The sequence below is a fragment of the Bosea vestrisii genome (assembly GCF_030144325.1).
GTDB lineage: Bacteria > Pseudomonadota > Alphaproteobacteria > Rhizobiales > Beijerinckiaceae > Allobosea > Allobosea vestrisii_A.
This window is the reverse complement of record NZ_CP126307.1, coordinates 1,000,823-1,024,764: the sequence shown is the minus strand read 5'-3', so window position 1 is coordinate 1,024,764 and position 23,942 is coordinate 1,000,823. Positions and strand designations below refer to the sequence as shown.

The following is a 23,942-nucleotide window of genomic DNA, read 5'->3' as shown; positions in this document are numbered from 1 at the left end:
AGGTCATGACCATCACCCCCACCGGCACCGGCGCCTATCGCCTCGCCAACCCGAACCAGTTCGTCTCGATGCGCGGCCAGCTCGACGACCTGCAGCGCCAATTGGCGACGCAGAAGAAGTCGGAGACCTTTGCCGGCCTCGGCATGGATCGCGGCGTCAGTCTCGACCTCAACAACAAGCTCTCGACGCTCGACGGCTACCTGACCGGCATCCAGCGTGCCGACGTCAATCTCAAGCTGATGACGAAGGCGGTCGAGAACTTCGCCAAGCTCGCTGGCGAGACACGGGCCGATGCGCGCCCGGACAGCTATGTCGAGACCTCGACCGGCCGCACCTCGCCGCAGGTTCTCGCCGAGGAGAAGTTCAAGCAGACGCTTGATCTCCTGGGCACGCAGGTGAACGGCCGCTACCTGTTCTCCGGCCGGACCAGCGACGTCGAACCGGTCGAAGGCTTCTCGCTGATCATGGATGGCGACGCCACTCGCGCCGGCCTGAAGCAGCTGATCTCCGAGCGCAAGCAGGCCGATCTCGGTGCCGGTGGCCTTGGCCGGCTCGTCACCGGCGGTGCCGGCACGAACGCGACGATCGCCGAGGAGGCAGCTGGACTGCCCTATGGCTTCAAGCTGACCAACGCGTCGAGCAGCACGGCGGCCCTGACCACGGCCTATACGGCCGGGCCGCCGGCGGACATAGCCGTCAACGTGGCGGCGCAGCCGCAGGCGGGCGACACGCTGAAGATCGCGCTGTCTCTCCCGGACGGCACGACCAAAGAGATCACGCTGACGGCGCGGGCGGAAGGCACCACCGGCGCCGCCGCCGACGGCTTCGTCATCGGCGTCGACGCCAACGCCACAGCCACCAATCTGCGCGCATCGATCAACGCGGCACTGTCACGCGAGGCAAACACGTCACTCTCGGCCGCCTCGGCCCAGGTCGCGGCCAAGGACTTCTTCGCCGGCAGCCCGAGCAATCCACCGCTCAGGGTGCCCGGACCGCCCTTCAACACCGCGACGGCCGCGCCGGCGCCGGGCACCGCTGCCAATACGGTGATCTGGTACCAGGGCGACGATGCCGCCGGCTCGGCCAGGGCGACGGCGAGCGTTCAGGTCGATCAGGGCCAGCAGGTGGCGGCCGGTGCCCGTGCCAACGAGGAGGCGTTCCGGACCGGCCTGGCGCAGTTCGCGATCATGGCGGCCGAGACCTTCCCGGCAAGCGATCCGAACTCGAAGCTGCGCTACGAGGCGATGACCGAGCGGGTGCGCAACAATATCGGCTTTCCGACCGGAACACAGGCGCCCTCGGAGATCATCGTCGAACTCGGCTCGGCGCAGACCGCGATGACCCAGGCCAAGGAACGGCACACCGCGACGAAGGACTATCTGAGCACGACGCTCGCGGGGGTCGAGGACATCACCAAGGAGGAGGTGGCGATGCAGATCCTGGCGCTGCAGACCACCCTGCAGGCGAGCTACCAGACCACCTCGATGCTGCAGCAACTGCGCCTGACCAATTATCTCTGAGGCCGCCACGCTCCGCAGGCATGAATGAGAAAACGGCCCGGATCGCTCCGGGCCGTTTTCTCTTATACCAGATATCGTGGCGGGATCAGCGGCCGCGCAGGCCGGCGGCGATCTCGCGATTGATGTTGACGAGGGCAGCGAGTGCTTGCGGCTCCGGCGCTGCTGCGACCTGGAACGTTCGGTTGAAGATGAAGTTGGCCAACCCGAGGATGTTGCGCTTGATCTCGACCGGCAGCGGATTGTCCTCGGCGATCACCGCCGAGACCAGCAGGGTCCAGAGCTTGCGGTTATAGGCCAGGGCTGCGTCGAGCTCGCCGGAGCGAGCAACCCAGTCATCGACGATCATCTGGAGACGGGCGGCCGCCTTGAGCAGTAGGCCGGCTTCGAGTTCGCGCGGCGACTGGACGTTCAGCGCCGCCTTCGAGGCCGCGGCGTAGGCATTAAACCCGCTTTGCATGCTCGAGCAGTTCCGCCTCGTAGGAGATCAGCGTCTTGGCCGCCTTGAGTGCTTTGTAGAGCTCACCGCTTAAAATGCAGTTATTGATTTCCGAAATATGCGGCAAAGCACTTGGCGCCGCCTGCAGGAAGTCGCGCACCAGCTGGAAATAGACCTCGTGCTGCGTCGTCGGGTCGCCAGCCAGGTACATGAGCTGGATCGCGAGGTAGATCTTCTTGGCCGGCGTATCGGCGGTTGCGCCGGTGAGAATGTCCTTCTCGCGCAGGATCGGCGCCTCGCCCTCGATGAAGAAGCGGGTGCGCTGCTCGTCGTTGCGGATGACGACCGAGCCGATGATGATGCGCTCGTTCGGCTTGAGCTCGACCTTGAGGGCCATGGCTGTCCCGCCTTCTGGCTGGAGGAAAGAAGGATCAGCCGAACAGGCGCAGGACGCCCTGGTCGGCCTGGTTGGCGAGGGAGAGGGCGGTCTGCGAGAGCTGCTGGCGGGTGTTCAGCGCGAGCAGGCTGGCGCCTTCCTCGTTCGGATCGGCCAGGACGAGGTTGCCGGCGCCGGTGATCAGGACGTTGGAGAGCTCCTTGGTGAAGTCCTGCCGGGTCTGGGCGACCGAGAGGTTCGAGCCGAGCGTCGAGGCCAGTGACTTCAGCGAGGTCAGCGAGCCGGTCAGGGCGGTGGTCGCCTTCTCCAGATCGGCGTCGTTCTGGAAGTTGATGAAGCCGGCGAGCTGCGTGTTGATGGCGCGCGGAATGCCGAGGTTGTCGGCGGTGATGTTCGAGCCCTGGATGTCGAGCTTGGTCTGGTTCTTGCCGGTCTTCTCGTTGAAGACGATCGAGAGGCGATCGCCCGAGAGCAGGTTGATGCCGTTATAGCTCGAATCCTTGGCGAGATCGTCGATCTTGTTGCGCAGGTCGTTGAACTGATCGATCAGATTCGAGCGGACAGCCGAGGTGATGGCGGCGCCCTTGATCGTGGTCGTGCCGGCGGCGTTGTCGCCGAGCGCGAAGCCGATCGCAACGTTCTCGGACGCTGCGCTTTGTGCGTCGGTGACGGCGGGGATGCCCGCCGCGGCGAATTCCGCCGGCGTCGGGGCGCCTGCGGCAGCCGGGGTGAAGGTCGCCTGGCCGAGGCCGAACTCGACATCCTCCGAGCCGGTGCCCTTGACATTGAGCTGGCCCTTTTCGTCGACGAAGGCGCTCGCAATGCCGGATTTGTTGATCTCGTTGACGAGGTCGCGCACGGTGGTGTTGGCGGCGTTGAAAGACGCCGTGTAGGTGTTCGCGCCCGACTTCACCGAGATGGCGAGCACCTGGGAGTCGCCGGCGGCCGGGGCGGCAATGCCGAGATTGCCTGAATAGGTTGCGGTCGCGCCGTTGGCGACGGCGAGGTTGTCGTCGACCAGCTTTTTGTCGAGGGCGAGATCCTTCAGACTCTTGCTGGTCAGGACCACTTCGGCCTGAGTGGCCAACGCCCCGCCGGCCTTGGTCGGACGGTTCTGAGCCGCGTCGGCTTGAGCCTGCTTCACCGTCGATTGCAGCGACTGCACCAGCTTGGTGATGCCGTCGATGCCCTTGGACGCAGCCTGGATGGTCTGGATGCCGTTCGAGATGCCATCGAGCAGGCCGGTGAGCTGGCTCGAACGATCGTTCAACGAAACCGAGGTGAAGTAGTTCACCGGATTGTCGATCGCCGAGTTGACCTTCCTGCCGGTCGCCAGGCGATTCTGGATCACGCCCTGCTGGGCGGTGGTCTGCTGGAGGGTCAACAGGTTGTTGCGGACGCCGTTCGACAGGATCGTGTTGGCCATTTCAGGTCCCTCAGACAGCGCGGTTTGGCGCTCAACCAGCTTGCTCTGAGCCGACAATCCTTTGTTAAGGCTAATAAACGGTTAATGAGGCGGCTGGGCGCAAACGAAAAGCGGCGGAGCCTTGGCTCCGCCGCTCTTTTGCTTCGTCCCGCGTTCTGCGGGTTGATCCGCTTCTGCGGACCGAAGATCAGCCGAGGAGACGCAGGACGCCCTGGTCGGCCTGGTTGGCGAGGGAGAGCGCCTGCTGCGAGAGCTGCTGACGGGTCTGCAGCGCGAGCAGGGAGGCGGCTTCCTGGTTGAGGTCGGCGTTGACGAGGTTGTCGGCGCCGGTGGTCAGGACGTTCGACAGGTCCTTGGTGAAGTCCTGGCGGGTCTGGACGACCGAGAGGTTGGCGCCGAAGGTCGAGGAGAGCGACTTCAGCGAGGTCAGGGCGCCGGTGAGCGACTTGGTGGCGGCTTCCAGATCGGAGTCGTTCTGGAAGTTGACGCTGCCGGCGAGCTGGGTGTTGCCAGCCTTGGTGATGCCGAGGTTGTCGGAGCTCAGCTGGGTGCCCTGGACATCGAGCTTGGTCTGGTTCTTGCCGGTCTTCTCGTTGAAGACGACCGACAGGCGATCGCCGCCGAGCAGGTTGATGCCGTTGAAGCCGGAATCCTTGGCGAGATCGTCGATCTTGTTGCGCAGATCGTTGAACTGGTCGATCAGGTTGGAGCGAACCGCCGAGGTGACGGTCGGCCCCTTGATCGCAGTCGCCGCAACCGCGTCAGCGGGGAGGAAGTTGATAGCCGCGTTGGCGCCGCCGCCTTGCGCATTCGTGATGGCAGCGCCGCCGTTTGCACCGGCACCGACGCCGAACTCGAGGTCCTCGGAGCCGGTGCCCTTGACGTTGAGCTGGCCCTTCTCGTCGACGAAGGCGGTGGCGATGCCCGACTTGTTGATCTCGTTGACCAGGTCGCGCACCGTCGCGCCTACAGCAGAGAACGAGGCTTCATAGGTGGTCGAGCCCGCCGTCAGCGAAATACCGATATCGGTGTTTGCGACTGCGATGCCGAGGTCACCGGCGCTGGTCGCCGTTGCGGCGTCTACACCGACAGCACCGACAGCACTGTCGGCCAAGCGCTTGTCGAGGGCGATGTCCTTGAGGCTCTTGCTGGTGACGGCGACTTCCGCCTGGGTGGCGAGCGCCCCGCCGGCCTTGGTCGGGCGGTTCTGAGCCGCGTCGGCCTGGGCCTGCTTGATCGTCGACTGCAGCGAGCCGACCAGCTTGGTGATGCCGTCGATGCCCTTGGAGGCAGCCTGGATGGTCTGAATGCCGTTCGAGATGCCGTCGAGCAGGCCGGTGAGCTGGCTCGAACGATCATTCAGCGAAGCGGCAGTGAAGAAGTTGACCGGGCTGTCGATCGCGCTGTTGACCTTCTTGCCGGTGGCAAGGCGGTTCTGGATTTGCGAGGACTGGGCGGAGGTCGACTGCAGCGTCGTCAGGTTGTTGCGGACGCCGGCAGAGAGAGAAACGGCCATGATAGAATACCCTTCTGGTATGGTGCCTTCTGGCGCCGCAACCTTTCTGGCCGCGACCGATGGACCATGCCGCCGATCTCGTAACGAGGCGTAAATCCGAGCCCGCGAATTGCTCGAAATCCGGGCGAAGCCGCGGCATGGTTAACAGGGGTGAAACGGCTGCAGTCGGGAGAGGCCGTGCCTTACACCCCGGATCGACCCTCCGAACGAAACTGCCGCCCGCGAGCGTCGGCGATGCCAAAAGGGGAGAGCTGGCGCGCTCGGGCCTTAAACGGGCTTTGAAATGATGGGAGGAGTTTGGCGCGTGATCTTCAACGCTCCAGAGACGGAAAAAGCGGCGGAGCCTTGGCTCCGCCGCTCTTTTGCTTCGTCCCGCGTTCTGCGGGTTGATCCGCTTCTGCGGACCGAAGATCAGCCGAGGAGACGCAGGACGCCCTGGTCGGCCTGGTTGGCGAGGGAGAGCGCCTGCTGCGAGAGCTGCTGACGGGTCTGCAGCGCGAGCAGGGAGGCGGCTTCCTGGTTGAGGTCGGCGTTGACGAGGTTGTCGGCGCCGGTGGTCAGGACGTTCGACAGGTCCTTGGTGAAGTCCTGGCGGGTCTGGACGACCGAGAGGTTGGCGCCGAAGGTCGAGGAGAGCGACTTCAGCGAGGTCAGGGCGCCGGTGAGCGACTTGGTGGCGGCTTCCAGATCGGAGTCGTTCTGGAAGTTGACGCTGCCGGCGAGCTGGGTGTTGCCAGCCTTGGTGATGCCGAGGTTGTCGGAGCTCAGCTGGGTGCCCTGGACATCGAGCTTGGTCTGGTTCTTGCCGGTCTTCTCGTTGAAGACGACCGACAGGCGATCGCCGCCGAGCAGGTTGATGCCGTTGAAGCCGGAATCCTTGGCGAGATCGTCGATCTTGTTGCGCAGATCGTTGAACTGGTCGATCAGGTTGGAGCGAACCGCCGAGGTGACGGTCGGCCCCTTGATCGCGGTCGCCGCAACTGCGTCACCGGCGACGAAGCCGACTGCCGCGTTGGCGAGACCGGTCTGAGCATCGACGATCGCACTGCCCGCGCCGGAGGTAGCACCGGTCGTGCCGACGCCGACGCCGAACTCGAGGTCCTCGGAGCCGGTGCCCTTGACGTTGAGCTGGCCCTTCTCGTCGACGAAGGCGGTGGCGATGCCCGACTTGTTGATCTCGTTGACGAGGTCGCGCACTGTGGCGTTCACCGAGGAGAACGACGCCTCGTAGGTGGTGGAGCCCGCCGTCAGCGAAATGCCGATGAAAGTGTTTGTATCTATGATGCCGAGGTCGCCAGCGCTTGTCGCGGTCGCAGCGTCCGCAACCGCGTCCGCACCGACCAGTTTCTTGTCGAGGGCGATGTCCTTGAGGCTCTTGCTGGTGGCGGCGACTTCGGCCTGGGTGGCGCGCGCCGTGCCGGCCTTGGTCGGGCGGTTCTGAGCCGCATCGGCCTGGGCCTGCTTGATCGTCGACTGCAGCGAGCCGACCAGCTTGGTGATGCCGTCGATGCCCTTGGAGGCAGCCTGGATCGTCTGGATGCCGTTCGAGATGCCGTCGAGCAGGCCGGTGAGCTGGCTCGAGCGATCATTCAGCGAGGCGGCGGTGAAGAAGTTGACCGGGCTGTCGATCGCGCTGTTGACCTTCTTGCCGGTGGCAAGGCGGTTCTGGATTTGCGAGGACTGGGCGGAGGTCGACTGCAGCGTCGTCAGGTTGTTGCGGACGCCGGCAGAGAGAGAAACGGCCATGATAGAATACCCTTCTGGTATGGTGCCTTCTGGCGCCGCAACCATTCTGGCCGCGACCGATGGACCATGCCGCCGATCTCGTAACGAGGCGTAAATCCGAGCCCGCGAATTGCTCGAAATCCGGGCGAAGCCGCGGCATGGTTAACAGGGGTGAAACGGCCCGGTCGGCCAAAGCCTGCGCATGCCGGGGATCGGCATACGAACGAAAACGCCGCCGGCGAGTGCCAGCGGCGCTAAATTGAGAAGAGATCGGCAAGCTCAGGCGAGGCGCTCGACCTCATGGTTGCGGGGCGCTTCCGCCTCGCGGCTGCGCTCGAGAATCTCGCGCGACCAGATGCGCATCTTCAGCAGAGTCTCGTCAGGCAATTGCTCGACGACCTCGCCGGTGTCGCGATTGGTCTTGCGCAGGATGATGCTGCGCGTCTTCGGATCGATATCGAGACGTCGCTCGATCACGTCGCGCAGATCCTGCTGGCGACGCTGTTCGTCGAAGCGGCGCTGCTGCGTCGCCTCATCCTGCGTGCTCTGCTGGCGCTGCGCATCGGAGCGACGCTCTTCGGCACGGGCACGGATATCGAGCTGAACCGGTTCACCGGCGGCGATCGAACGGACGGTCTTCTCCGGTGGGAGCTCGACCGGCGTTGCGCCGTTCTGGACGGAAATATCGGTGCGGACCGTCGCCTGGACGGCACCGGTCGCGAACGTCTTTGGTGTCGCGCCGAAATCCATTCTGGACTCCTCTCGCAAGGGCGGACTTCTTCCAAGCATGAGAAGATGCGGCAGAGAGTTGAATCTGCCGTTAGGGAAATTGGTAAATTGCAATGCATCCGGCGCATTTTCTGCGCGCGGAAAGGGTTAATTCTCGCTTCGTCGAGTCGTTGCTCAGATTAACCATGAAATGGCTCGCTCTCGACATGCCTTGAGTTGGCTATGCCGCAGCTGTCGCGATGCTCTTCTTGCCTGCGTAGCTCTTACAGGCTCTTCGAAAGCACCAGGGGGCCAGCATTGGGCCGGGCGAAGACTCCAGCACCCACGGTCGCAGTCGGCCCGTAGCCCGGCGCCCGGTTCTGGCGGTTGGTGTCGGTCGCGAGGTCGCGCATGATCGATTCCGAGATCGCCCGCGCCGTCGCCAGCACGGTCTGGTTGAGGTCGATCAGCTCCTGGAAGGCGAGATGGGCGTTCTTCAGGCGCTTGACCTTCTCCGGCGCAAAACGGGCGAGAGCGACGGCGTTCAGCTTGATCTGCTCGACGCCCTTCATGTAGACGCCGGCGAGCTCGGCCTTGCGCGTCTCGCGCTCCATCGCGTCCTTGAGGCGGCCCGCCTTGACCAGGCCGGTCTCCTCGCCGACGACATGGGAGAGGGCGCCGAGCGTCTCCATGACGGCTCCGATCAGCGCTTCGGCCTCGACGGCGTTCGAGACGCGCGGGCGCTCGTCGACGACGCGCAGGCGCTCAACCATTGCCGGCTCCCGCCGGTCCGGTGGCCGACGCGCCCGCCTGGACCTGGATCAGGTCGCGCATGATCTGGTCGGAGAGGCCGACACCGCCGGCCCGCTGCATCTGCTTGGCGTATTCCTGCGTCAGCATCGAGCGCCAGACGTCGCCGCCGACGCCGTTCTCGCCGAGCGGGCCTTCGGTCCCGCTCGAGCTCATCATCGTCTGGGTGAAGTTCTCGAGGAAGACGGTCTCGAAATCGGCGGCGGTCTTTTTCGCCTTGGAGTTCTGCGAGCTCAGGGCGTCGGCGATGCCGCCGGCGAGATTGACGGCGGCGCCGATGGCCAGCTTGGCTGCGGGGGCGGCGAGGATGGCAGTCATTACATCACCTCGATGTCGGCTTGCAGCGCGCCGGCTGCCTTGATGGCTTGCAGGATGGACAGCAGGTCGCGCGGGCCGAGGCCGAGCGCGTTGAGCCCGTCGACCAGCTCGCGCAGGGTCACGCTTTCCTTGACCAGAGCGAGCTTGTTGGTGCCCTCGGTGTCGACCTTGACGTTGCTGCGCGGGACGACGACCGTCCGGCCTTGGCCGAACTCGTTCGGCTGACTGACCTGGGGCTCCTCGGAGATCGTCACAGTCAGGTTGCCCTGAGCCACGGCGACGGTCGAGACGCGCACGTCCTTGCCCATCACGATGATGCCGGAGCGCTCGTCGATGACGACGCGGGCGCCCTGGTCGGGCTCGACCCTGAGCTGCTCGATATCGGTGAGCATCCGGATCATGTTGCCCTGGAAACGCGCCGGGATCTGCAACACCACTGTCGAGGGGTCGGTCGGCTCGGCCGCGTCGCCGCCGATGAAGTCGTTGATCGCGGCGGCGATGCGGCGCGCGGTCGTGAGGTCGGGATTGCGCAGCGACAGGCGCAGCGTCTTGAGCTTGTTGAGGGCAAAATCGATCTCGCGCTCGATCAGGCCGCCATTGGCGATGCGGCCGACGGTCGGGACGCCGCGAGTGATCTTGGCGGCTTCGGCTTCGGCCGAAAAGCCGGAGATCGCGACGGGGCCCTGCGAGACGGCGTAGACCTCGCCATCGGCGCCGAGCAGGGGGGTGGCGAGCAAGGTGCCGCCCTGCAGCGACTTGGCGTCGCCCAGCGCCGAGACGGTGACGTCGAGCCGCGTACCCTGGACGGCGAAGGGCGGCAGATTGGCGGTGATCATCACCGCTGCGACGTTCGCCGTGCGCATGCTGGCGCCGCGGGTGTTGACGCCGAGGCGCTCCAGCATCGCGGTCAGCGACTGCTTGGTGAAGGGGGCGTTGTTGAGCGTGTCGCCGGTGCCGTTGAGGCCGACGACGATGCCGTAGCCAAGGATCTGGTTGCTGCGCACGCCCTCGATCGAGGCGAGATCCTTGATGCGTGAGAGCGCGGTTCCCATGCCGCCGCTGCCGGCGAACGCGGTGCGCGTGGCGCCGGCCTCGGCCGCGCCGCTGCGTGCCGGGCCGTTATTGGCGGGGCTGCCGCCGCGACCCGCCGGGCCCACAGGTCCCGCCGGGGCGAGATCGGCCGCCATGGCCGCGCCGGCGAGCAGCAGGGCTGCAAGCGGCGTCAGCAGATGGCGGAGGCGAAAGAGGCGAGGCATGAGGCACCGGGGTGATCTGATATCGCCAGCCCGTTGCGAGGAGCGTGCCAATTCGGGAGAAAACGAAAACGCTTTTTAATCAGGCTTTTAGAGATGCGTGGCCTGATCGTGCTGGGAGCGGGCGCAGGGGCAAAGCTGCCGCCTCGGCAAATCCTGCCGGGTGATTTACCGATCGTTAACCACGTTGCCGGCACAAGGAAGTGGGTCAGGCAGCGCCCTTTCCAGCGCCTTTGCCGACCTTGCGAGAGCGTCATGATCCGCATCGACCAGCGCAACCCCGTCACGTCGACCAGCCCGACCAGTCGCAGCGGCTCGACCAGCGGGTCGAGCTTCCGCCTGCCGGCGCGCGAGAGCACGGCGACGGCGCAAGGCACATCCGTCAGCCATGCCGGGTCGCTCGACGGGCTGCTCGCGGTCCAGGCCGATGAGGACGGGCAGGAGCGCAAGCGCCGTCAGGCCCGCCGCGGCCACGATCTGCTCGACGGGCTCGATCAGCTCAAGGCCGCGCTGCTGACGGGACGGGTGCAGGTCTCGGAGCTTGAACGTCTCAAGGCAATGTTGTCGGCGCGGCGCGAGACGACCGACGACCCGCGCCTCGACGAGGTGCTTGCGCATATCGAGCTGCGCGCCGCGGTCGAGCTGGCGAAGCTCGGACGCTGAGTTTCAACGCGGCGGTCTGATCTCGGGCAGAGGCGCGCGGGCCAGCCGTCCAACCTCGCCCGAGCGGCTGCTCTTGAGCTCCCCGAGAAAGCTGCGGATCGCGTCGTCGCCATAGGCGCGGCGGCTGATCGCGAACAGAAGCACGGCGTCACGCCCGCCAGCGCCCTTGCGCGGGACATAGCGATAGGCGTTCCATTCGGCGATCGTCTGGCCGCGCTCATGGGCGCTGATCAGGAAATCCAGCATCACCTCGCCGGTCTGCTTATTCTCCATGATCGCCATGTTGAACAGCGGGTCCTTGCCCTTGCGCTGATTGAGCGAGCGCACCTGTGCAGCCAGCGCTTCGCGCGGGCCAATCCCGGTATCGAGGAACTCGACCAGGAGCATGCGGGTGTGCCGGCCGAGCGCTTCGCCAGTCGGCAGATATTCCTGCTTGTCGTAACCGGGGCCTGGCTGTGAACTCCATGCCAGTCGATAGCTGGTCCCGCCGAAGCTGAGCGGACCGGGAACGCCCAACCGGTCGACCGGTTGGGCGAAAGCAAGGGAGGGGATACCTGCCATCAGGGCGGACAAGGCCAGAGCCCCAATGTCGCGCCTGCCCGGCACGCGCGAGCTGTCCGATCGTCGCATGGTCATCCACTCTCCATCCGCCGGGAGTTTCCCGGCTGGATGCTCTTGTCGGCGTCAGCGAATGAACTGATCGGCGTAGTCGGCCCCGAGCCCGTTGGTCGCGTAATGTGCCCGGCATTTGTCGAGCCGGGTGAAGACGTCGTCATAGCCGAGGCACTTGCCGTCCGGGTCGACATAGATCATCGCGCCATTGACCTGGAACATGGTGATCATCTCCTCGACGTCGGGATCGACCACCAGCGTATGGGTTTCGCCGGGCGCCTCGTAGACGTAGGAGCCTTCCGTCGCGACCCAGTCATGTTCGAGGTAGCGCCACTTGCCCTTCAGCACATAGCCGTGCACGGGCTGGGGGTGGCGGTGGCGCGAAAGTACGCCGGCGCGGCGTACGCGCAGCAGGTTCATCCAGTAGCCGCGCGTCACCGAGAGGCATAAGGGGCGGAACCAGACATTGTCGTCGACCGGCACCCAGACGCGCTCGTCCTCCGGGATGACGTTGGGGACGATCAATTCGGGGGCGAATCCTTCGGCTGCGGGTGCCGATAGGGGGTCCAGCGCTCTTCGGTGCTGACCTGGACGGGAACCGGGCTGATCTTGTTCATCGCTATTTCTCCGGTTGAATTCCTGATTCAGCTGGCTGGGCAACTGAATCAGGAAACGCGGCCATGCCGCTGGTGTTTCGAATCTTTTCTGCGTGCCCCTAGACAGCGAGATAGCCGCCGTCGACCGGCAGGATCGCGCCGGTCACGAAACGGGCGGCGTCGGATAGCAGAAAGAGGACGGCGCCGCCGACATCGCTCGGATCTCCCCAGCGGTTCATCGGGGTGCGCGACAGGATTGGCGCGGAGCGCGCCGCATCCTCGACGAGGGGCCGAGTCAGCTCGGTCGCAATCCAGCCGGGGGCAACCGCGTTGACGCGGATACCGTCCTGCGCCCAGGCGGCGGCGAGCGACTTGGTCAATTGCCCGACGCCGCCCTTCGAGGCGGAATAGCCCGGCGCATAGGCCGAGCCGTGGAAGGTCAGCATCGAGGCGGTGTTGACGATCGCGCCCTTGGCGACAGCCAGCTTCTCCTTGGCCGCCAGGCACATCCGCATCGTGCCGGTGAGGTTGACCTCGATCGTCAGCCGGAAGGCTTCGATCTCGAACTCCTTGCCGCCGCGCTGGATCATGCCGGCGCAATTGACGAGAGCATCGATGCGCTCGCAAGCAGCGACGATCGCCGCAACCTCGGCATCGCTGGTGACGTCGAGCCTGGCATGGCGGATCGCGGCATGGGCGGGCGCGGCTGCGACCTCGTCGTCAGTGAGGCCGGTGGCGAGGACCTGGTAGCCGGCCTGTGCGAGCGCGAGCGCGGCGCCGGCGCCGATGCCGCGGGTGCCACCGGTGACGAGGGCGAAGGGGGAGGAGGAGACTGTCATGTCTCCAATCTAAATCGGTTCGCAGCATTGCCAACTGCGCCGGAAGACGGGGCGCCCTGCGTTGGCGCGGCCGGCGGCGTTGCTTGCTCGCGGGCCGTTGCCCAAAAGGCCGGCTTCCCCCTGCGCTTCGAACCCGCTAGGAAGCGCGCGGGCTGGCAACGGCGGTTATGCTGTTGCCTGCAATCGTTCCAGACTGGCCAGAGCAGGGGTCGTATCACATGAGCAAGATCAAGGTCGCCAACCCGGTCGTCGACATGGACGGCGACGAGATGACCCGCATCATCTGGCAGAAGATCAAGGACACGCTGATCTTCCCCTATCTCGACCTCGAACTCGATTATTACGACCTCTCGGTCGAGAACCGCGACGCGACCGACGACCAGGTCACGATCGACGCGGCCAACGCCACCAAGAAGCACGGCGTTGCCGTGAAGTGCGCGACGATCACGCCGGACGAAGCGCGCGTGAAGGAGTTCAACCTCAAGTCGATGTGGAAGTCGCCGAACGGCACGATCCGCAACATCCTCGGCGGCGTGATCTTCCGCGAGCCGATCATCTGCAAGAACGTGCCGCGCCTGGTGCCGGGCTGGACCCAGCCGATCGTCATCGGCCGCCATGCTTATGGCGACCAGTACCGCGCCACCGACTTCAAGTTTCCCGGCAAGGGCACGCTCTCGATCAAGTTCGTCGGCGAAGACGGCAACGTCATCGAGAAGGAGGTCTTCAAGGCTCCGGACGCCGGCGTCGCGATGGCGATGTACAATCTCGACGACTCGATCCGCGACTTCGCCCGGGCATCGCTGAACTACGGCCTGCTGCGCAAATACCCGGTCTACCTCTCGACCAAGAACACCATCCTCAAGACCTATGACGGGCGCTTCAAGGACATCTTCCAGGAGATCTACGAGGCGGAGTTCAAGGCGGAGTTCGACAAGCTCGGCATCACCTACGAGCACCGTCTGATCGACGACATGGTCGCGTCGGCGATGAAGTGGTCGGGCGGCTATGTCTGGGCCTGCAAGAACTACGATGGCGACGTGCAGTCGGACACGGTGGCGCAGGGCTTCGGCTCGCTCGGCCTGATGACCTCGGTGCTGATGACGCCGGACGGCAAGACCGTCGAGGCCGAGGCCGCCCACGGCACGGTGACCCGCCACTATCGCGAGCACCAGAAGGGCAAGGAGACCTCGACCAACTCGATCGCCTCGATCTTCGCCTGGTCGCGCGGCCTCAGCCATCGCGCCAAGCTCGACAACAATGCCGAGCTCGCCAAGTTCGCCAGCTTGCTGGAGAAGGTCACGGTCGACACCGTCGAAGCCGGCGACATGACCAAGGACCTGGCGCTGCTGGTCGGCCCCGACCAGAAGTTCCTTTCGACCACCGGCTTCCTCGACAAGGTCAGCGAGAACCTGCGCAAGGCGATGGCTGCGTAAGCAGCGACAGTCTCGTCCGCAAAGAGAAGCCCGGCCGCTCTGGCCGGGCTTTTTTGTTGCGTAGCGGGTGCCGAACGCCTGGATCGACAGGCTCTCCTCCGGAGGAGGAGCTGAGCTTGGCCGGTCCGCTTTCAGAACTTCATCTCGACCCTGCCCTTGAGGGCGTGGTCCCTGGCGCGTTCGCCGATGGCGGCGGAGTAGGTCAGGCCGAGCGCGGTGGCGGATGAGATGCGCCAGTCGAGGCCGGCCTCGGCGACGAGCGCCTCGCGGTCGATCGGAGCGGCGAAGACTTGCGCCGGCGTGGTGCCGAGCGCGAAGGCGGTCTTGGCCTGCGGGGTGAGCTCGCCGAAGCCGTGGCGCCAGCCGAGCATGGCGCGGGCGAACAGCGGGGCTGCGCCGAGCTGGGCCTCGGCGCGCAGGCCGAGCGTGCTGAAGCCGAGCGTCTGCTCGGAAGACAGCACCCGCAGCGCCGCGGCGGCGCCCTGCTCGGTGCCAGCATCGGTGCTGACGCGGACCAGCGCCAGTTGCGCGAACGGTTCGAGCGCAAAACCGCTGAAGGCAAAGCCGTAGCCGAGCTCGGTGAAGCCTTGCGCCACCGCGCCCGGACGCTGCAGGCGCAAGCTGTCGCCAAAGCCGCGGATCGCGACCTGACGGCGGATGTCGCTCTCGGACCAGGAATAGGCCAGGCCGGCATCGAGCCTTAGGTTGCCGAAGCGGGCGCCGGCGTAGAGCGCCGCATGGCCGCTATCGAGCTTGCCGGAGGAGCGTCGCGCGTCGAGATCGAAGCGCGACTGGCTGTAGCCGCCGGCGACACCGACCCGCAGCGACGAGCCGGGATTGTCGTAGAGCAGCAGGTCAGCCCCGAGCAGCGCACCGCCGCTGCGGCGGCTGAGGCCCGCGGCGTTGCCGTCGGCATTGGTGTTGCCGGCGCCGCCGAAAGCCTCGCCCCAGAGGGCGTAGCGCGGCTGCGGGGCCGGGGCGGGCATGGCGACCGCGCCCTTGCGGCCAGGCAGGTCGGCACTGAAGGCCGCTGCAACCTGGCCGCCGGGCTGGGTCAGCAGCGGCCCGCGCAGGCGGTTGAGGATGGTCTCACGCACCAGCCGGCTCTCGTCGATCATCACGGAAACGGCCTGCGCATGCGCCTCGCCGGAGAGCAGGTCGAAGCCCGCGCGAGCCTCGGCCGCGGTGCCCGAGAGCAGCGTGTCGTAAATCGGATTGCCGACGCCGAGACGCTCAGCCGCATACCCGATCGAGGCCTGATTGCGGGTCCCCGCAACCTCAGGGAAGGTCGTGGCCGTCCGACTCATGCTCAGGACGACGTTGTTGCTGCCATAAGCCAGCGACGGCGTCAGGAAGACGAGGTTCGAGGTCACGTTACTGAACCGGCCAGTGACGCCGCCGGAAGCGGTCAGAATGGTGTAGTTCGTACTCGCCGCGTAGTTGCCAGTCTCGGCCAGGACCTGGACCGTGCCGCCCGAAAGCGTTGCGATCCCGGACGCCACGATCTTGTCGCTCTGGCCAGCGGCGTTGATCTCGACCTGATAGGTCGAGCCGCTCGCGAAGGCGACATTGCCGTTGATGGTGAGCGTCCCGATCGAATTGCCGGGCGCAACCGTGCCGCCGCTCGCGACGCTCATCCCGCCGATCGTGCCGGAACCGCCGAGCGAACCGCCATTGAGCGCCACGCTGCTGGCGAGCGAGCCGTTGACCACCAGCTTGCCGCCGGAGACCCTGGTCGAACCGGAGTAGGTGTTCGTGCCAGACAGGGTCAGCGTGCCGGTGCCCGCCTTGGTCAGGCCGCCTGTGCCGCTGATCGTGCCGGAGAAGCTGGTCGAACTGTTGTTCGCGCCCGCCGTCAGCGTGCCGCTGCCCAGCGTGACCGTGCCGGCGCCGGCGAGCGAGCCGATGCTCTGATTGAGGTTGGCGAGGTCGAGTGTCGTGCCGCTCGCGACCGTGAAGGTCGAATTGCTCGAGAACGCATTGGCGGCGCCGGCACGCAGCGTTCCCTCGGACACCGTGGTCGTACCGGAATAGCTGCTGGCGCCCTTCAGCACCAATGTGCCGGCGCCGGTTTTCGACAGCGAGCCCGCGCCCGTGAGGGACTGGTTCACGATGAAGCTGTTGCCGGCCTCGACGATATCGAAGCCGCCGCCATTGCTGCCGAGGATGATGTTGCGGGTCAGCCCGTTCAGCGTCGTCCCGGTCACCTGCAGCACGCCGCCATCCAGCGTCAGCGCCCCCGAGGTGCTGCCGAGATTGCTATCCTTGGAGATACTGATCGCGCCGCCCGCGATCGTCGTGCCGCCGGAATAAGTGTTTTCCTGCGTCAGCGTCAGCGTGCCCGTGCCGACCTTCCTGATGCTGCCAGCATCGTAGATCATGCCGGTGAAGGTGGTCGAGGCGTTGGTCGCGCCGGTCTCGAGCGTCGAGTCGGCCTCGATCCGGATCTGGCCGGCGCCAGCGATCGAGCCGGCGGTGACCGTGCCGAGCGTATCGTTGATATTGAGGAGTCCGCCGATCGCGATCGTATAGTCAGACGCCGCCGACATCGCGCCGGAGCCGTTGATGTAGAGCGTCCCGGCCGATACCGTCGTTGCGCCCGAATAGGTGCTCGTGCCCGACAGGGTAAGTATGCCCGTGCCGGTCTTGGTCAGGCCGCCCGTGCCCGAGATCGTGCCCAAAAACGTGGTCGAGGCATTGTTGCCGCCCGCGGTCAGCGTGCCGGCGCCGAGCGTGACTGCGCCGGCCCCGGCGAGCGAGCCGATCGTCTGGTCGAAGCCGGCGAGGTCGAGCGTTGCGCCCGACATGATCGTGACCGTGGAGCCTGCCGAGAAGGCGCCTGCCTGTCCGGCCCGCAGGACGCCGTTAGAGACCGTCGTCACGCCGGTATAGGTGTTGGCGCCGGTCAGGACGAGGATGCCCGCGCCGGCCTTGGTGAATCCGCCCAAGCCGGAGAAGGATTGCGTCACCGTGAAGGTATTGCCGGCGTCGGCAATATCGAAGCCGCCGCCATTGCTGCCGAGGACGATGTTGCGCGTCAGCCCGGTCAGCGTCGTGCCGGTCACCTGCAGCATGCCGCCGTCCAGCGTCAGCGTGCCGGAGGTCGCGCCGAGATTGCCCTCGGCGCTGATGCTGATCGCCCCGCCCGAGATCGTCGTCCCGCCGGTATAGGTGTTTTCGCCGGCCAAGGTCAGCGTGCCCGCGCCCTCCTTGACCACGTTGCCGGCGCCACTGACCACGCTGCTGATCGTCGCAGCGATCGTCTGGTCGAAGGTCAGCGTGCCGGTGTCGATGACGATGCCGCCATTGATCGTCGCCGAGGCGTTGCCGATAGTCAGTCGATTGTTGCCGCCGGTGAAATGGAGCGCCGCGGCGCGTGCCGTGCCGTCGCCCGAGAGGCCGCCCTCGATCGTGCCGTTATTGGTGATGATCAGGTCGGCGCCGACGATGGCCGCGCCGCCGGCAGCGCCGACGCCCATGGATTCCGCGCCGGGGGCAGGGGTACAACAATAGGAAGTCGGCAAATTCGAGCCGCCGCGCCCGCCATCGCCACCACGGATCGTACCATTAACGGTCAGCGTCGTGGTCGCGCCGCCATTGGTGAAGACCAGGCCAGCGCCGCCGACGCCGCCGGCACCGGCTCCGCCCGCGTCCGCGACATGCGAGCCGCCGTTTCCGCCCTTGCCGCCCTGGATCGTGCCGTCGATGGTCAGGGTTTGCGCCGCGCTGCCATCGGTGAAGAGCAGACCGGTGCCGCCGGAGCCGCCATAGCCGCCGAAACCATGAAAGGTGCCACCGCCATGGCCGCCATTGCCGCCGGTGACGGTGTCGGTGTTGGAAATCGTCCCCGTGGTACCCGCGCCCGTGACCACAGCGCCATAGCCGCCGGCGCCGCCGCCACCGCCGGAGAAGATGTAGCCGGAGGTGCCGTTGCCGCCATCGCTGCCGGTGCTGGTTCCGGCCGGCAAGCCAACACCGACGATTCCATGCACGCCGCCATCGCCGCCTCGGCCCTCGCTGGGGTTGCCGTTACCGGCTAGCCCGCCAGCTCCGCCGGTGGCAGCGCCGGCGCCACCGCCGCCACCGCCCGCGTTGCCTCCTGGCATTATTTGACCCCTGACGCCCGCACCACCGGCACCCGTCGGGTTGTCGACGCCGCCCGCGCCACCGGAGCCAGGTTCCACGCTGCTTCGGTCGCCGCCGCGGCCGCCATTTGCGAGCGCCTGGCCAGCGGACAGGAAGAGCACGAGTGCCGTGCCTGCGAGCAGGCGCGAGGCGAGTCGCATACGAGATGGTCCGCTGTTCGCAGGAGTGATGACGGATATCATGAGAGTGCCCAGCCCAATCGTGGACGCAGGCTTAGGCGGGCGCAGGCGGGAGGCAATGAACGGCCATTCACAACTCGCCAAATCGATAAACTGTGGCAGATTTGCCTAGGTCTGCCTGGTGGACTCGATGGCAACTATTGGTCTGGAGCTGAGATGAGCGAGACGATGACTCTCACCGGCGGCTGCCAATGCGGCGCGGTGCGTTACCGCCTGCTGAAGCCGCCCCACAAGATCTCGGTCTGCTTCTGCCGGATGTGCCAGAAGGCGGTGGGCAATTATTTCGGCGCCTTCGCCTCTTCGCGCATCGCCGATGTCGTTTGGACGCGCGGAACGCCGTCCGTCTTCCGCTCATCGGAGGTCGCCGAGCGCGGCTTCTGTCGTGAGTGCGGCACGCCGCTGAGCTTCAGTTATCCCGGCATGGGCACGCTCTCGCTCGCAGTCGGCAGCCTCGACGACACTACCGCCTTTGCTCCGACCCATGCTTATGGCGTCGAGGGCAGGGCGCCTGGTTCGACGCGCTCTGCCGGCTCCGGGGTACGCGGACCGAGGACGATATCCCGGCCGAGGAGTTGTCGGCCTATCGCTCGCGCCAGTATCCGGACCATGACTAGCGCGTGCTGGTCTTGCTCGAAACCGTTCCGTCTTTCCGGGGCTTCGCGCAGCGAAGAGTCCGGAATCCATGAACACCGAGCTTCGGCGAAAGGGCGCACTGCTCGCCCCGGAATGACGACATATGGGGTGGTCATTCCACTATCACTTCCCGCCGGGCCAGCACGCGCGGGCCCGTCAGCGGTGCGTCCATCACATAGCGTAACTCGTACGTGCCGGGTTCGTCCGGTGCTTCCAGCGTGTTCTCGACATTCTCGGCCGGGAAGAAATTCGGCCCCTGGGCTTCGGGCGGCGCGTCGGGCTTGGTGAGAACGACGCGATCGCGGTCGCCATTGGGGCCGATGCCGCGCACCGGCAGGGGATTGCCACGGGAGAGACGAGCGGGAGCGGCGAGTGTCGCGCTCGGCGTCGTCGTCACCAGCGGCTGGTGCAGCAGGATGACGGGCTTGCCATCGCTTTCGCCGAGCAGGCGCAGTTCGAAGGTGCCGACCTCGCCCGGGGCGGGCAGCGACAGGACCGAGACCTGGCCCAGCGGCGCGGCGACGATGGCTGATTCCGCGGGGTCGGTGGGCCTGGCGATGGCGAGACGGGCATTGGCCGGGGCGCGGCTGACGAAGGCGGCCGCCATGGCGCCGGCCATCAACGTGCGCGGCGCCGACAGGCTCGGCCCCTGCGGCGGGCGCTGCGGGCGCGCCTGCTGGGCTAGCGCGGGGCTGCCTGCGCAGAGGAGCAGGCCAAGGGTCATACGGCGGGTCGGCATCATGCTGCTGCGAGTCGGTGGAGATGGGCGGCCAGTTCCGGGTGGCGCAGCATGAGCAGGCGAAAATCGGCAGGATCAAGGACAAGGAGCTTGGTCGCGACGGTGGCGCGCACTGCGATCCCGCCTTCGGCGACCGCGAGCTCGGTGAGACTGAGCTCGCCGAAATAGCAGCCTTCGTCGAGCTGACGGCTGCCATCGGCCGCGATGATCTCGACCTCGCCGCTGGCGACGAAATAAAGCGAGTGGGCCGGCTCGTGCGGGCGCAGCACGATGCCACCGCCGCGCACGGTCTGGGCGCGCAGCGCATGCATGATCTCGGCGATTTCGGCAGCGTTGAGCCCGCTGAACAGTGGCACGCGCGCCAGCATGCTCCAGGTGACGACGAATTCGCGGCGGTGGATTTCCTGGGCGAAAGCGGTGGCGATGATGCCGACCGGCAGCGCCAGCATGACGAGGCCCATCACCGCGGTCAGCGAAGCGACGAGCTTGCCGAGCGGGCTGATCGGGAAGGCGTCGCCGTAGCCGACCGTGGTCAGCGTCACGATCGCCCACCACATCGCGTCGGGGATGGTGCCGAACTTCTCCGGCTGGACGTCGTGCTCGACGAAATGCATCGCCGTGGCGGAGAGCAGCATGACGCCGATCAGAATGACGATGCAGGCGACGAGCGCCTTGCGTTCGGCCGTGAGCGCGGCGTCAAGCGAGGCCATGCCGGGGGAATAGCGGCCGAGCTTGAAGAAACGCAGCAGGCGAAAGAGCAGCAGGATCTTGAGATCGCCATAGCCGAGCAGGGCGCTGTAGAGCGGCACGGTCGCGAGGAAGTCGAGCAGTGCCGGCGGCGAGAGCGCATAGATGCGCCGCGCCGCTCCGTCGCTCAGGTCGCGATAGCGCGCATGCTCCGGCGCGACCCAGAGCCGGACCGCATATTCGAGCGTGAACAGCGCGGCTGAGACGAGCTCGATCCAGTAGAACAGCCGCCCGTGGGCGTTAGCGAGGCTCGGGACCGATTCCAGTACGAGCGCCGCGATGTTGATGATGATCAGCGCGACCAGGGTGCCATGGACGAGCCTGGCCGAAAGATCGTCGCCGGCGCCGCGGTCGATGATCAGATGCGCCCGCCGCCGCCAGCTCGTGCCAGGCTGCGGGGCGGGCGTCATGACATTCTCACGCCAACGGCCAGTGACGCTGACGCGTCAGGCCGTTGGTCCAATGCGGATGTCTCACATGCAGCCTTCGGCTTGAGACATCCGCATGTTGAAGAGCAAGGGCCATCTGCAATGTCCCTCGCTCTCAGCCCATCGCGTCGGCGATGGCATCGAGCGCCGCCTGCGCCTGGGCGCCGTCCGGCCCGCCGGCCTGGGCCATGTCGCGGCGGCCGCCGCCACCCTTGCCGCCGAGGCGCTCGGAGGCGGCGCGCACCAGCGCGACCGCATCGAAGCGCTCGGTCAGGTCGGGCGTGACGCCGACGACGACGCCGGCCTTGCCGTCCTCGGCGACGCCGACGATGGCGACGACGCCGGAGCCGACGCGGGTCTTGGCCTCATCGACCAGGCTCTTCAGGTCCTTCATCTCGACGCCGGTGACGGCGCGCGCCAGGAGCTTGGCGCCGGCGACCTCGCGGATCGGGTCGCTCGCCTCGCCGCCGCCACCCATGGCGAGCTTCTTGCGGGCCTCGCTCAGCTCACGCTCGAGCTTGCGGCGCTCTTCGACCAGCGTTGCGACGCGCGCCGGCAATTCGGCAATCGGCGCCTTCAGCACACCGGCCATCTCGTCGAGCGCAACGCTCTCCTCGCGCAGATGACGGCGTGCCGCCTCGCCGGTGAGCGCCTCGAGGCGGCGCACGCCGGCGGCGACGCCGGCCTCGGACAGGACCGAGACGAGCCCGATGTCACCGGTCCGGCTGGCATGGGTGCCGCCGCAGAGTTCGACCGAGAAGGTCTTCTGCGTATCGGCATCGCGATCCGTGCCCATCGAGACGACACGGACCTCGTCGCCGTATTTTTCGCCGAACAGTGCCCGTGCGCCCGAAGCGATCGCGTCATCGACAGACATCAGCTTGGTGACGACCGGCTCGTTCTGCAGCACCAGGCGGTTTGCGATCTCCTCGACCTTAGCCAACTCCTCGCGGCTGATCGGCTTGGGGTGGCTGAAATCGAAGCGCAGGCGCTCGGGCTGCACCAGTGAACCCTTCTGCGCGACATGGTCGCCGAGCACGCGCCGCAGCGCCTCATGCAGCAGATGGGTGGCCGAATGGTTGGCGCGGATGCCGCCGCGCCGGCCATGGTCGACCGTCAGCTCGGCCGGCTTGCCGATCCCGATCTCGCCGGAGACGACCTTGACCTGATGGGCGAAGACATCGCCGAGCTTCTTCTGGACGTCGGTCACCTCGGCCTTGAAGCCATTGCCCACAAGGGTGCCGCTGTCGCCGACCTGGCCGCCGGACTCCCCATAGAACGGTGTCTGGTTGAGGATGACGATACCGCTCTCGCCTTCCTTCAGCGTCTCGACTTCGGCATTGTCCTTGACCAAAGCGGTGACCACGCCCTCGGCGCTCTCGGTATCGTAGCCGAGGAATTCGGTCGCGCCGACGCGCTCGCGCAGCGGGAACCAGAGCTTTTCGGTCGCGGCCTCGCCGGTGCCGGCCCAGGCGGCGCGCGCCTTGGCCTTCTGCTGCGCCATCGCCGCATCGAAGCCCTCGATGTCGACGCCGACGCCGCGGGCGCGCAGCGCATCCTGCGTCAGGTCGAGCGGGAAGCCATAGGTGTCATAGAGGGTGAAGGCGACGTCGCCCTTGAGCTTGTCGCCGGAACCCAGCGCCTGCGTTTCCTGGTCGAGAATGGACAGCCCGCGCGCCAGCGTGGTGCGGAAGCGGCTCTCCTCAAGCTTCAGCGTCTCGCTGATCAGTGCCTCGGCCCGGATCAGCTCAGGATAGGCCTGGCCCATTTCGCGCACCAGCGCCGGCACCAGCTTGTGCATCAACGGGTCCTTGGCGCCGAGCAACTGCGCATGACGCATGCCGCGGCGCATGATCCGGCGCAGCACATAGCCGCGGCCTTCATTCGAGGGCAGCACGCCGTCGGCGATCAGGAAGGCGGAGCAGCGCAGATGGTCGGCGATGACGCGGTGGCTCGCACTCATCGGCCCCTCAGAGGACACTGAGGTGAGGTCGGCGATGGTACGGATCAGCGTCGCGAACAGGTCGATGCCGTAATTGTCATGCGTGCCCTGGAGCACGGCGGCGACGCGCTCGAGGCCCATGCCGGTGTCGATCGAGGGCCGGGGCAGGTTGGTCCTGATGCCACCCGCAGCCTCTTCGTACTGCATGAACACGAGATTCCAGATCTCGATGAAGCGGTCGCCATCCTCGTCGGGCGAGCCCGGAGGCCCACCGGGGATATGGTCGCCATGATCGTAGAAGATCTCGGAGCAGGGGCCGCACGGGCCGATGTCGCCCATGCGCCAGAAATTGTCGGAGGTCGCGATCCGGATGATGCGCGAATCCGGCAGGCCGGCGATCTTCTTCCAGAGCGCATGCGCCTCGTCGTCCTCGGAGTAGACGGTGACCGTCAGTTTCTCCTTGGGCAGGCCGAACTCGCGGGTGACCAGGGTCCAGGCATGGGTGATCGCCTGTTCCTTGAAATAGTCGCCGAAGGAGAAGTTCCCCAGCATCTCGAAGAAGGTGTGATGGCGCGCGGTGTAGCCGACATTGTCGAGATCGTTGTGCTTGCCACCGGCGCGCACGCATTTCTGCGCCGTGGTGGCGCGCGAATAGGGCCGCTTCTCCTGGCCGGTGAAGACGTTCTTGAACTGCACCATGCCGGAATTGGCGAACATCAGCGTCGGATCGTTGCGCGGCACGAGCGGGCTCGACGGCACCACCTCGTGGCCGTTCTTCTTGAAGTAGTCGAGGAAGGTCGACCTGATCTCGTTGACGCCGCTCATCGCAATCTTGGCTCTGCTCATGCTGGGGCCGGCCGGCCCGGCGCAGTGGTT

18 protein-coding genes and 2 pseudogenes are annotated in these 23,942 nt (G+C 66.4%); 4 read left to right on the top strand and 16 right to left on the bottom strand.

Annotation, left to right across the window (positions count from 1 at the left end; translation table 11 throughout):
- Positions 1-5: 5 nt before the first annotated feature.
- Positions 6-1,520 carry a flagellar biosynthesis protein FlgL gene (locus QO058_RS04975; RefSeq protein ID WP_284170747.1) on the top strand — a complete coding sequence of 505 codons (1,515 nt, stop codon included), beginning with the start codon at positions 6-8 and terminating at the stop codon, positions 1,518-1,520.
- A gap of 85 nt (positions 1,521-1,605) precedes the next feature.
- On the opposite strand, the gene flaF is transcribed toward QO058_RS04975, so the two are convergent.
- The 9 genes from flaF to QO058_RS04930 form a co-directional block, all read right to left on the bottom strand.
- Complete coding sequence (flaF, locus tag QO058_RS04970; protein WP_284170745.1) at positions 1,606-1,977, bottom strand: flagellar biosynthesis regulator FlaF; 372 nt, start codon at positions 1,975-1,977, stop codon at positions 1,606-1,608.
- On the bottom strand, positions 1,961-2,353 hold the full coding sequence (gene flbT, locus QO058_RS04965) for a flagellar biosynthesis repressor FlbT (RefSeq protein ID WP_284170743.1): 393 nt from the start codon (positions 2,351-2,353) through the stop codon (positions 1,961-1,963). Before flbT ends, flaF begins: the two co-directional genes overlap by 17 nt.
- A gap of 34 nt (positions 2,354-2,387) precedes the next feature.
- Positions 2,388-3,779, bottom strand: a complete 1,392-nt coding sequence (locus tag QO058_RS04960) for a flagellin N-terminal helical domain-containing protein (protein ID WP_284170741.1) — start codon at positions 3,777-3,779, stop codon at positions 2,388-2,390.
- A 187-nt stretch (positions 3,780-3,966) separates the two neighbouring features.
- Positions 3,967-5,295 carry a flagellin N-terminal helical domain-containing protein gene (locus QO058_RS04955; protein ID WP_284170739.1) on the bottom strand — a complete coding sequence of 443 codons (1,329 nt, stop codon included), beginning with the start codon at positions 5,293-5,295 and terminating at the stop codon, positions 3,967-3,969.
- A gap of 411 nt (positions 5,296-5,706) precedes the next feature.
- Entirely contained in the window at positions 5,707-7,041 is a 1,335-nt protein-coding gene (locus QO058_RS04950) for a flagellin N-terminal helical domain-containing protein (RefSeq protein ID WP_284170738.1), read from the bottom strand.
- A gap of 258 nt (positions 7,042-7,299) precedes the next feature.
- Positions 7,300-7,770, bottom strand: a complete 471-nt coding sequence (locus QO058_RS04945) for a hypothetical protein (RefSeq protein ID WP_284170736.1) — start codon at positions 7,768-7,770, stop codon at positions 7,300-7,302.
- Positions 7,771-8,012: 242 nt separating this feature from the next.
- Entirely contained in the window at positions 8,013-8,501 is a 489-nt protein-coding gene (locus QO058_RS04940; protein WP_284170734.1) for a hypothetical protein, read from the bottom strand.
- Entirely contained in the window at positions 8,494-8,856 is a 363-nt protein-coding gene (locus QO058_RS04935; protein WP_284170732.1) for a rod-binding protein, read from the bottom strand. Before QO058_RS04935 ends, QO058_RS04940 begins: the two co-directional genes overlap by 8 nt.
- Positions 8,856-9,908, bottom strand: coding sequence for a flagellar basal body P-ring protein FlgI (locus tag QO058_RS04930; protein WP_284172819.1), 1,053 nt, complete (start codon positions 9,906-9,908; stop codon positions 8,856-8,858). Before QO058_RS04930 ends, QO058_RS04935 begins: the two co-directional genes overlap by 1 nt.
- 456 nt (positions 9,909-10,364) lie before the next feature.
- Here QO058_RS04930 and QO058_RS04925 point away from each other — a divergent pair, with 456 nt between their 5' ends.
- A complete protein-coding gene (locus tag QO058_RS04925; protein WP_284170730.1) occupies positions 10,365-10,772 on the top strand; it encodes a flagellar assembly protein FliX in 408 nt (135 codons plus the stop codon).
- A gap of 3 nt (positions 10,773-10,775) precedes the next feature.
- Here QO058_RS04925 and QO058_RS04920 read toward each other — a convergent pair whose 3' ends face one another.
- From QO058_RS04920 to QO058_RS04910, 3 genes and pseudogenes are all read right to left on the bottom strand, one after another.
- Positions 10,776-11,408: a hypothetical protein gene (locus QO058_RS04920; RefSeq protein ID WP_284170729.1), complete on the bottom strand. Its 633-nt coding sequence runs from the start codon at positions 11,406-11,408 to the stop codon at positions 10,776-10,778.
- Positions 11,409-11,456: 48 nt separating this feature from the next.
- Positions 11,457-12,001, bottom strand: a pseudogene (locus tag QO058_RS04915) (2,4'-dihydroxyacetophenone dioxygenase family protein).
- A 98-nt stretch (positions 12,002-12,099) separates the two neighbouring features.
- Positions 12,100-12,819, bottom strand: coding sequence for an SDR family NAD(P)-dependent oxidoreductase (locus QO058_RS04910; RefSeq protein ID WP_284170727.1), 720 nt, complete (start codon positions 12,817-12,819; stop codon positions 12,100-12,102).
- A 218-nt stretch (positions 12,820-13,037) separates the two neighbouring features.
- On the opposite strand from QO058_RS04910, the gene QO058_RS04905 reads away from it, so the two are divergent.
- Complete coding sequence (locus tag QO058_RS04905) at positions 13,038-14,252, top strand: NADP-dependent isocitrate dehydrogenase (RefSeq protein WP_284170725.1); 1,215 nt, start codon at positions 13,038-13,040, stop codon at positions 14,250-14,252.
- 131 nt (positions 14,253-14,383) lie between these two features.
- Here QO058_RS04905 and QO058_RS04900 read toward each other — a convergent pair whose 3' ends face one another.
- On the bottom strand, positions 14,384-18,538 hold the full coding sequence (locus tag QO058_RS04900; protein ID WP_284170723.1) for an autotransporter domain-containing protein: 4,155 nt from the start codon (positions 18,536-18,538) through the stop codon (positions 14,384-14,386).
- A 195-nt stretch (positions 18,539-18,733) separates the two neighbouring features.
- Between QO058_RS04900 and QO058_RS31010 the strand changes: the two are divergent.
- Positions 18,734-19,000 (top strand): annotated as a pseudogene (locus tag QO058_RS31010) (GFA family protein); the annotation flags it as partial.
- A gap of 322 nt (positions 19,001-19,322) precedes the next feature.
- On the opposite strand, the gene QO058_RS04890 reads toward QO058_RS31010, so the two are convergent.
- The 3 genes from QO058_RS04890 to alaS all read right to left on the bottom strand — a co-directional run bounded on the left by QO058_RS04890 (position 19,323) and on the right by alaS (position 23,891).
- Positions 19,323-19,949 (bottom strand): hypothetical protein, encoded by a 627-nt coding sequence (locus QO058_RS04890; protein ID WP_284170721.1) that lies wholly within the window; start codon positions 19,947-19,949, stop codon positions 19,323-19,325.
- Complete coding sequence (locus QO058_RS04885; RefSeq protein ID WP_284170719.1) at positions 19,949-21,106, bottom strand: cyclic nucleotide-gated ion channel; 1,158 nt, start codon at positions 21,104-21,106, stop codon at positions 19,949-19,951. The genes QO058_RS04890 and QO058_RS04885 overlap by 1 nt, the downstream gene beginning before the upstream one ends.
- 133 nt (positions 21,107-21,239) lie before the next feature.
- Entirely contained in the window at positions 21,240-23,891 is a 2,652-nt protein-coding gene (alaS, locus tag QO058_RS04880) for an alanine--tRNA ligase (RefSeq protein ID WP_284172818.1), read from the bottom strand.
- Positions 23,892-23,942 lie beyond the last annotated feature (51 nt).

Bases quoted from the DNA above. Each gene is read 5' to 3' on its own strand.
- QO058_RS04935 (WP_284170732.1), bottom strand. From the start codon at position 8,856: ATGACTGCCATCCTCGCCGCCCCCGCAGCCAAGCTGGCCATCGGCGCC.
- QO058_RS04920 (WP_284170729.1), bottom strand. From the start codon at position 11,408: ATGACCATGCGACGATCGGACAGCTCGCGCGTGCCGGGCAGGCGCGAC.
- QO058_RS04890 (WP_284170721.1), bottom strand. From the start codon at position 19,949: ATGCCGACCCGCCGTATGACCCTTGGCCTGCTCCTCTGCGCAGGCAGC.
- flbT (WP_284170743.1), bottom strand. From the start codon at position 2,353: ATGGCCCTCAAGGTCGAGCTCAAGCCGAACGAGCGCATCATCATCGGC.
- QO058_RS04955 (WP_284170739.1), bottom strand. From the start codon at position 5,295: ATGGCCGTTTCTCTCTCTGCCGGCGTCCGCAACAACCTGACGACGCTG.
- QO058_RS04925 (WP_284170730.1), top strand. From the start codon at position 10,365: ATGATCCGCATCGACCAGCGCAACCCCGTCACGTCGACCAGCCCGACC.
- QO058_RS04910 (WP_284170727.1), bottom strand. From the start codon at position 12,819: ATGACAGTCTCCTCCTCCCCCTTCGCCCTCGTCACCGGTGGCACCCGC.
- QO058_RS04975 (WP_284170747.1), top strand. From the start codon at position 6: ATGACCATCACCCCCACCGGCACCGGCGCCTATCGCCTCGCCAACCCG.
- QO058_RS04950 (WP_284170738.1), bottom strand. From the start codon at position 7,041: ATGGCCGTTTCTCTCTCTGCCGGCGTCCGCAACAACCTGACGACGCTG.
- QO058_RS04945 (WP_284170736.1), bottom strand. From the start codon at position 7,770: ATGGATTTCGGCGCGACACCAAAGACGTTCGCGACCGGTGCCGTCCAG.
- QO058_RS04960 (WP_284170741.1), bottom strand. From the start codon at position 3,779: ATGGCCAACACGATCCTGTCGAACGGCGTCCGCAACAACCTGTTGACC.
- alaS (WP_284172818.1), bottom strand. From the start codon at position 23,891: ATGAGCGGCGTCAACGAGATCAGGTCGACCTTCCTCGACTACTTCAAG.
- flaF (WP_284170745.1), bottom strand. From the start codon at position 1,977: ATGCAAAGCGGGTTTAATGCCTACGCCGCGGCCTCGAAGGCGGCGCTG.
- QO058_RS04940 (WP_284170734.1), bottom strand. From the start codon at position 8,501: ATGGTTGAGCGCCTGCGCGTCGTCGACGAGCGCCCGCGCGTCTCGAAC.
- QO058_RS04900 (WP_284170723.1), bottom strand. From the start codon at position 18,538: ATGCGACTCGCCTCGCGCCTGCTCGCAGGCACGGCACTCGTGCTCTTC.
- QO058_RS04905 (WP_284170725.1), top strand. From the start codon at position 13,038: ATGAGCAAGATCAAGGTCGCCAACCCGGTCGTCGACATGGACGGCGAC.
- QO058_RS04930 (WP_284172819.1), bottom strand. From the start codon at position 9,908: ATGGGAACCGCGCTCTCACGCATCAAGGATCTCGCCTCGATCGAGGGC.
- QO058_RS04885 (WP_284170719.1), bottom strand. From the start codon at position 21,106: ATGACGCCCGCCCCGCAGCCTGGCACGAGCTGGCGGCGGCGGGCGCAT.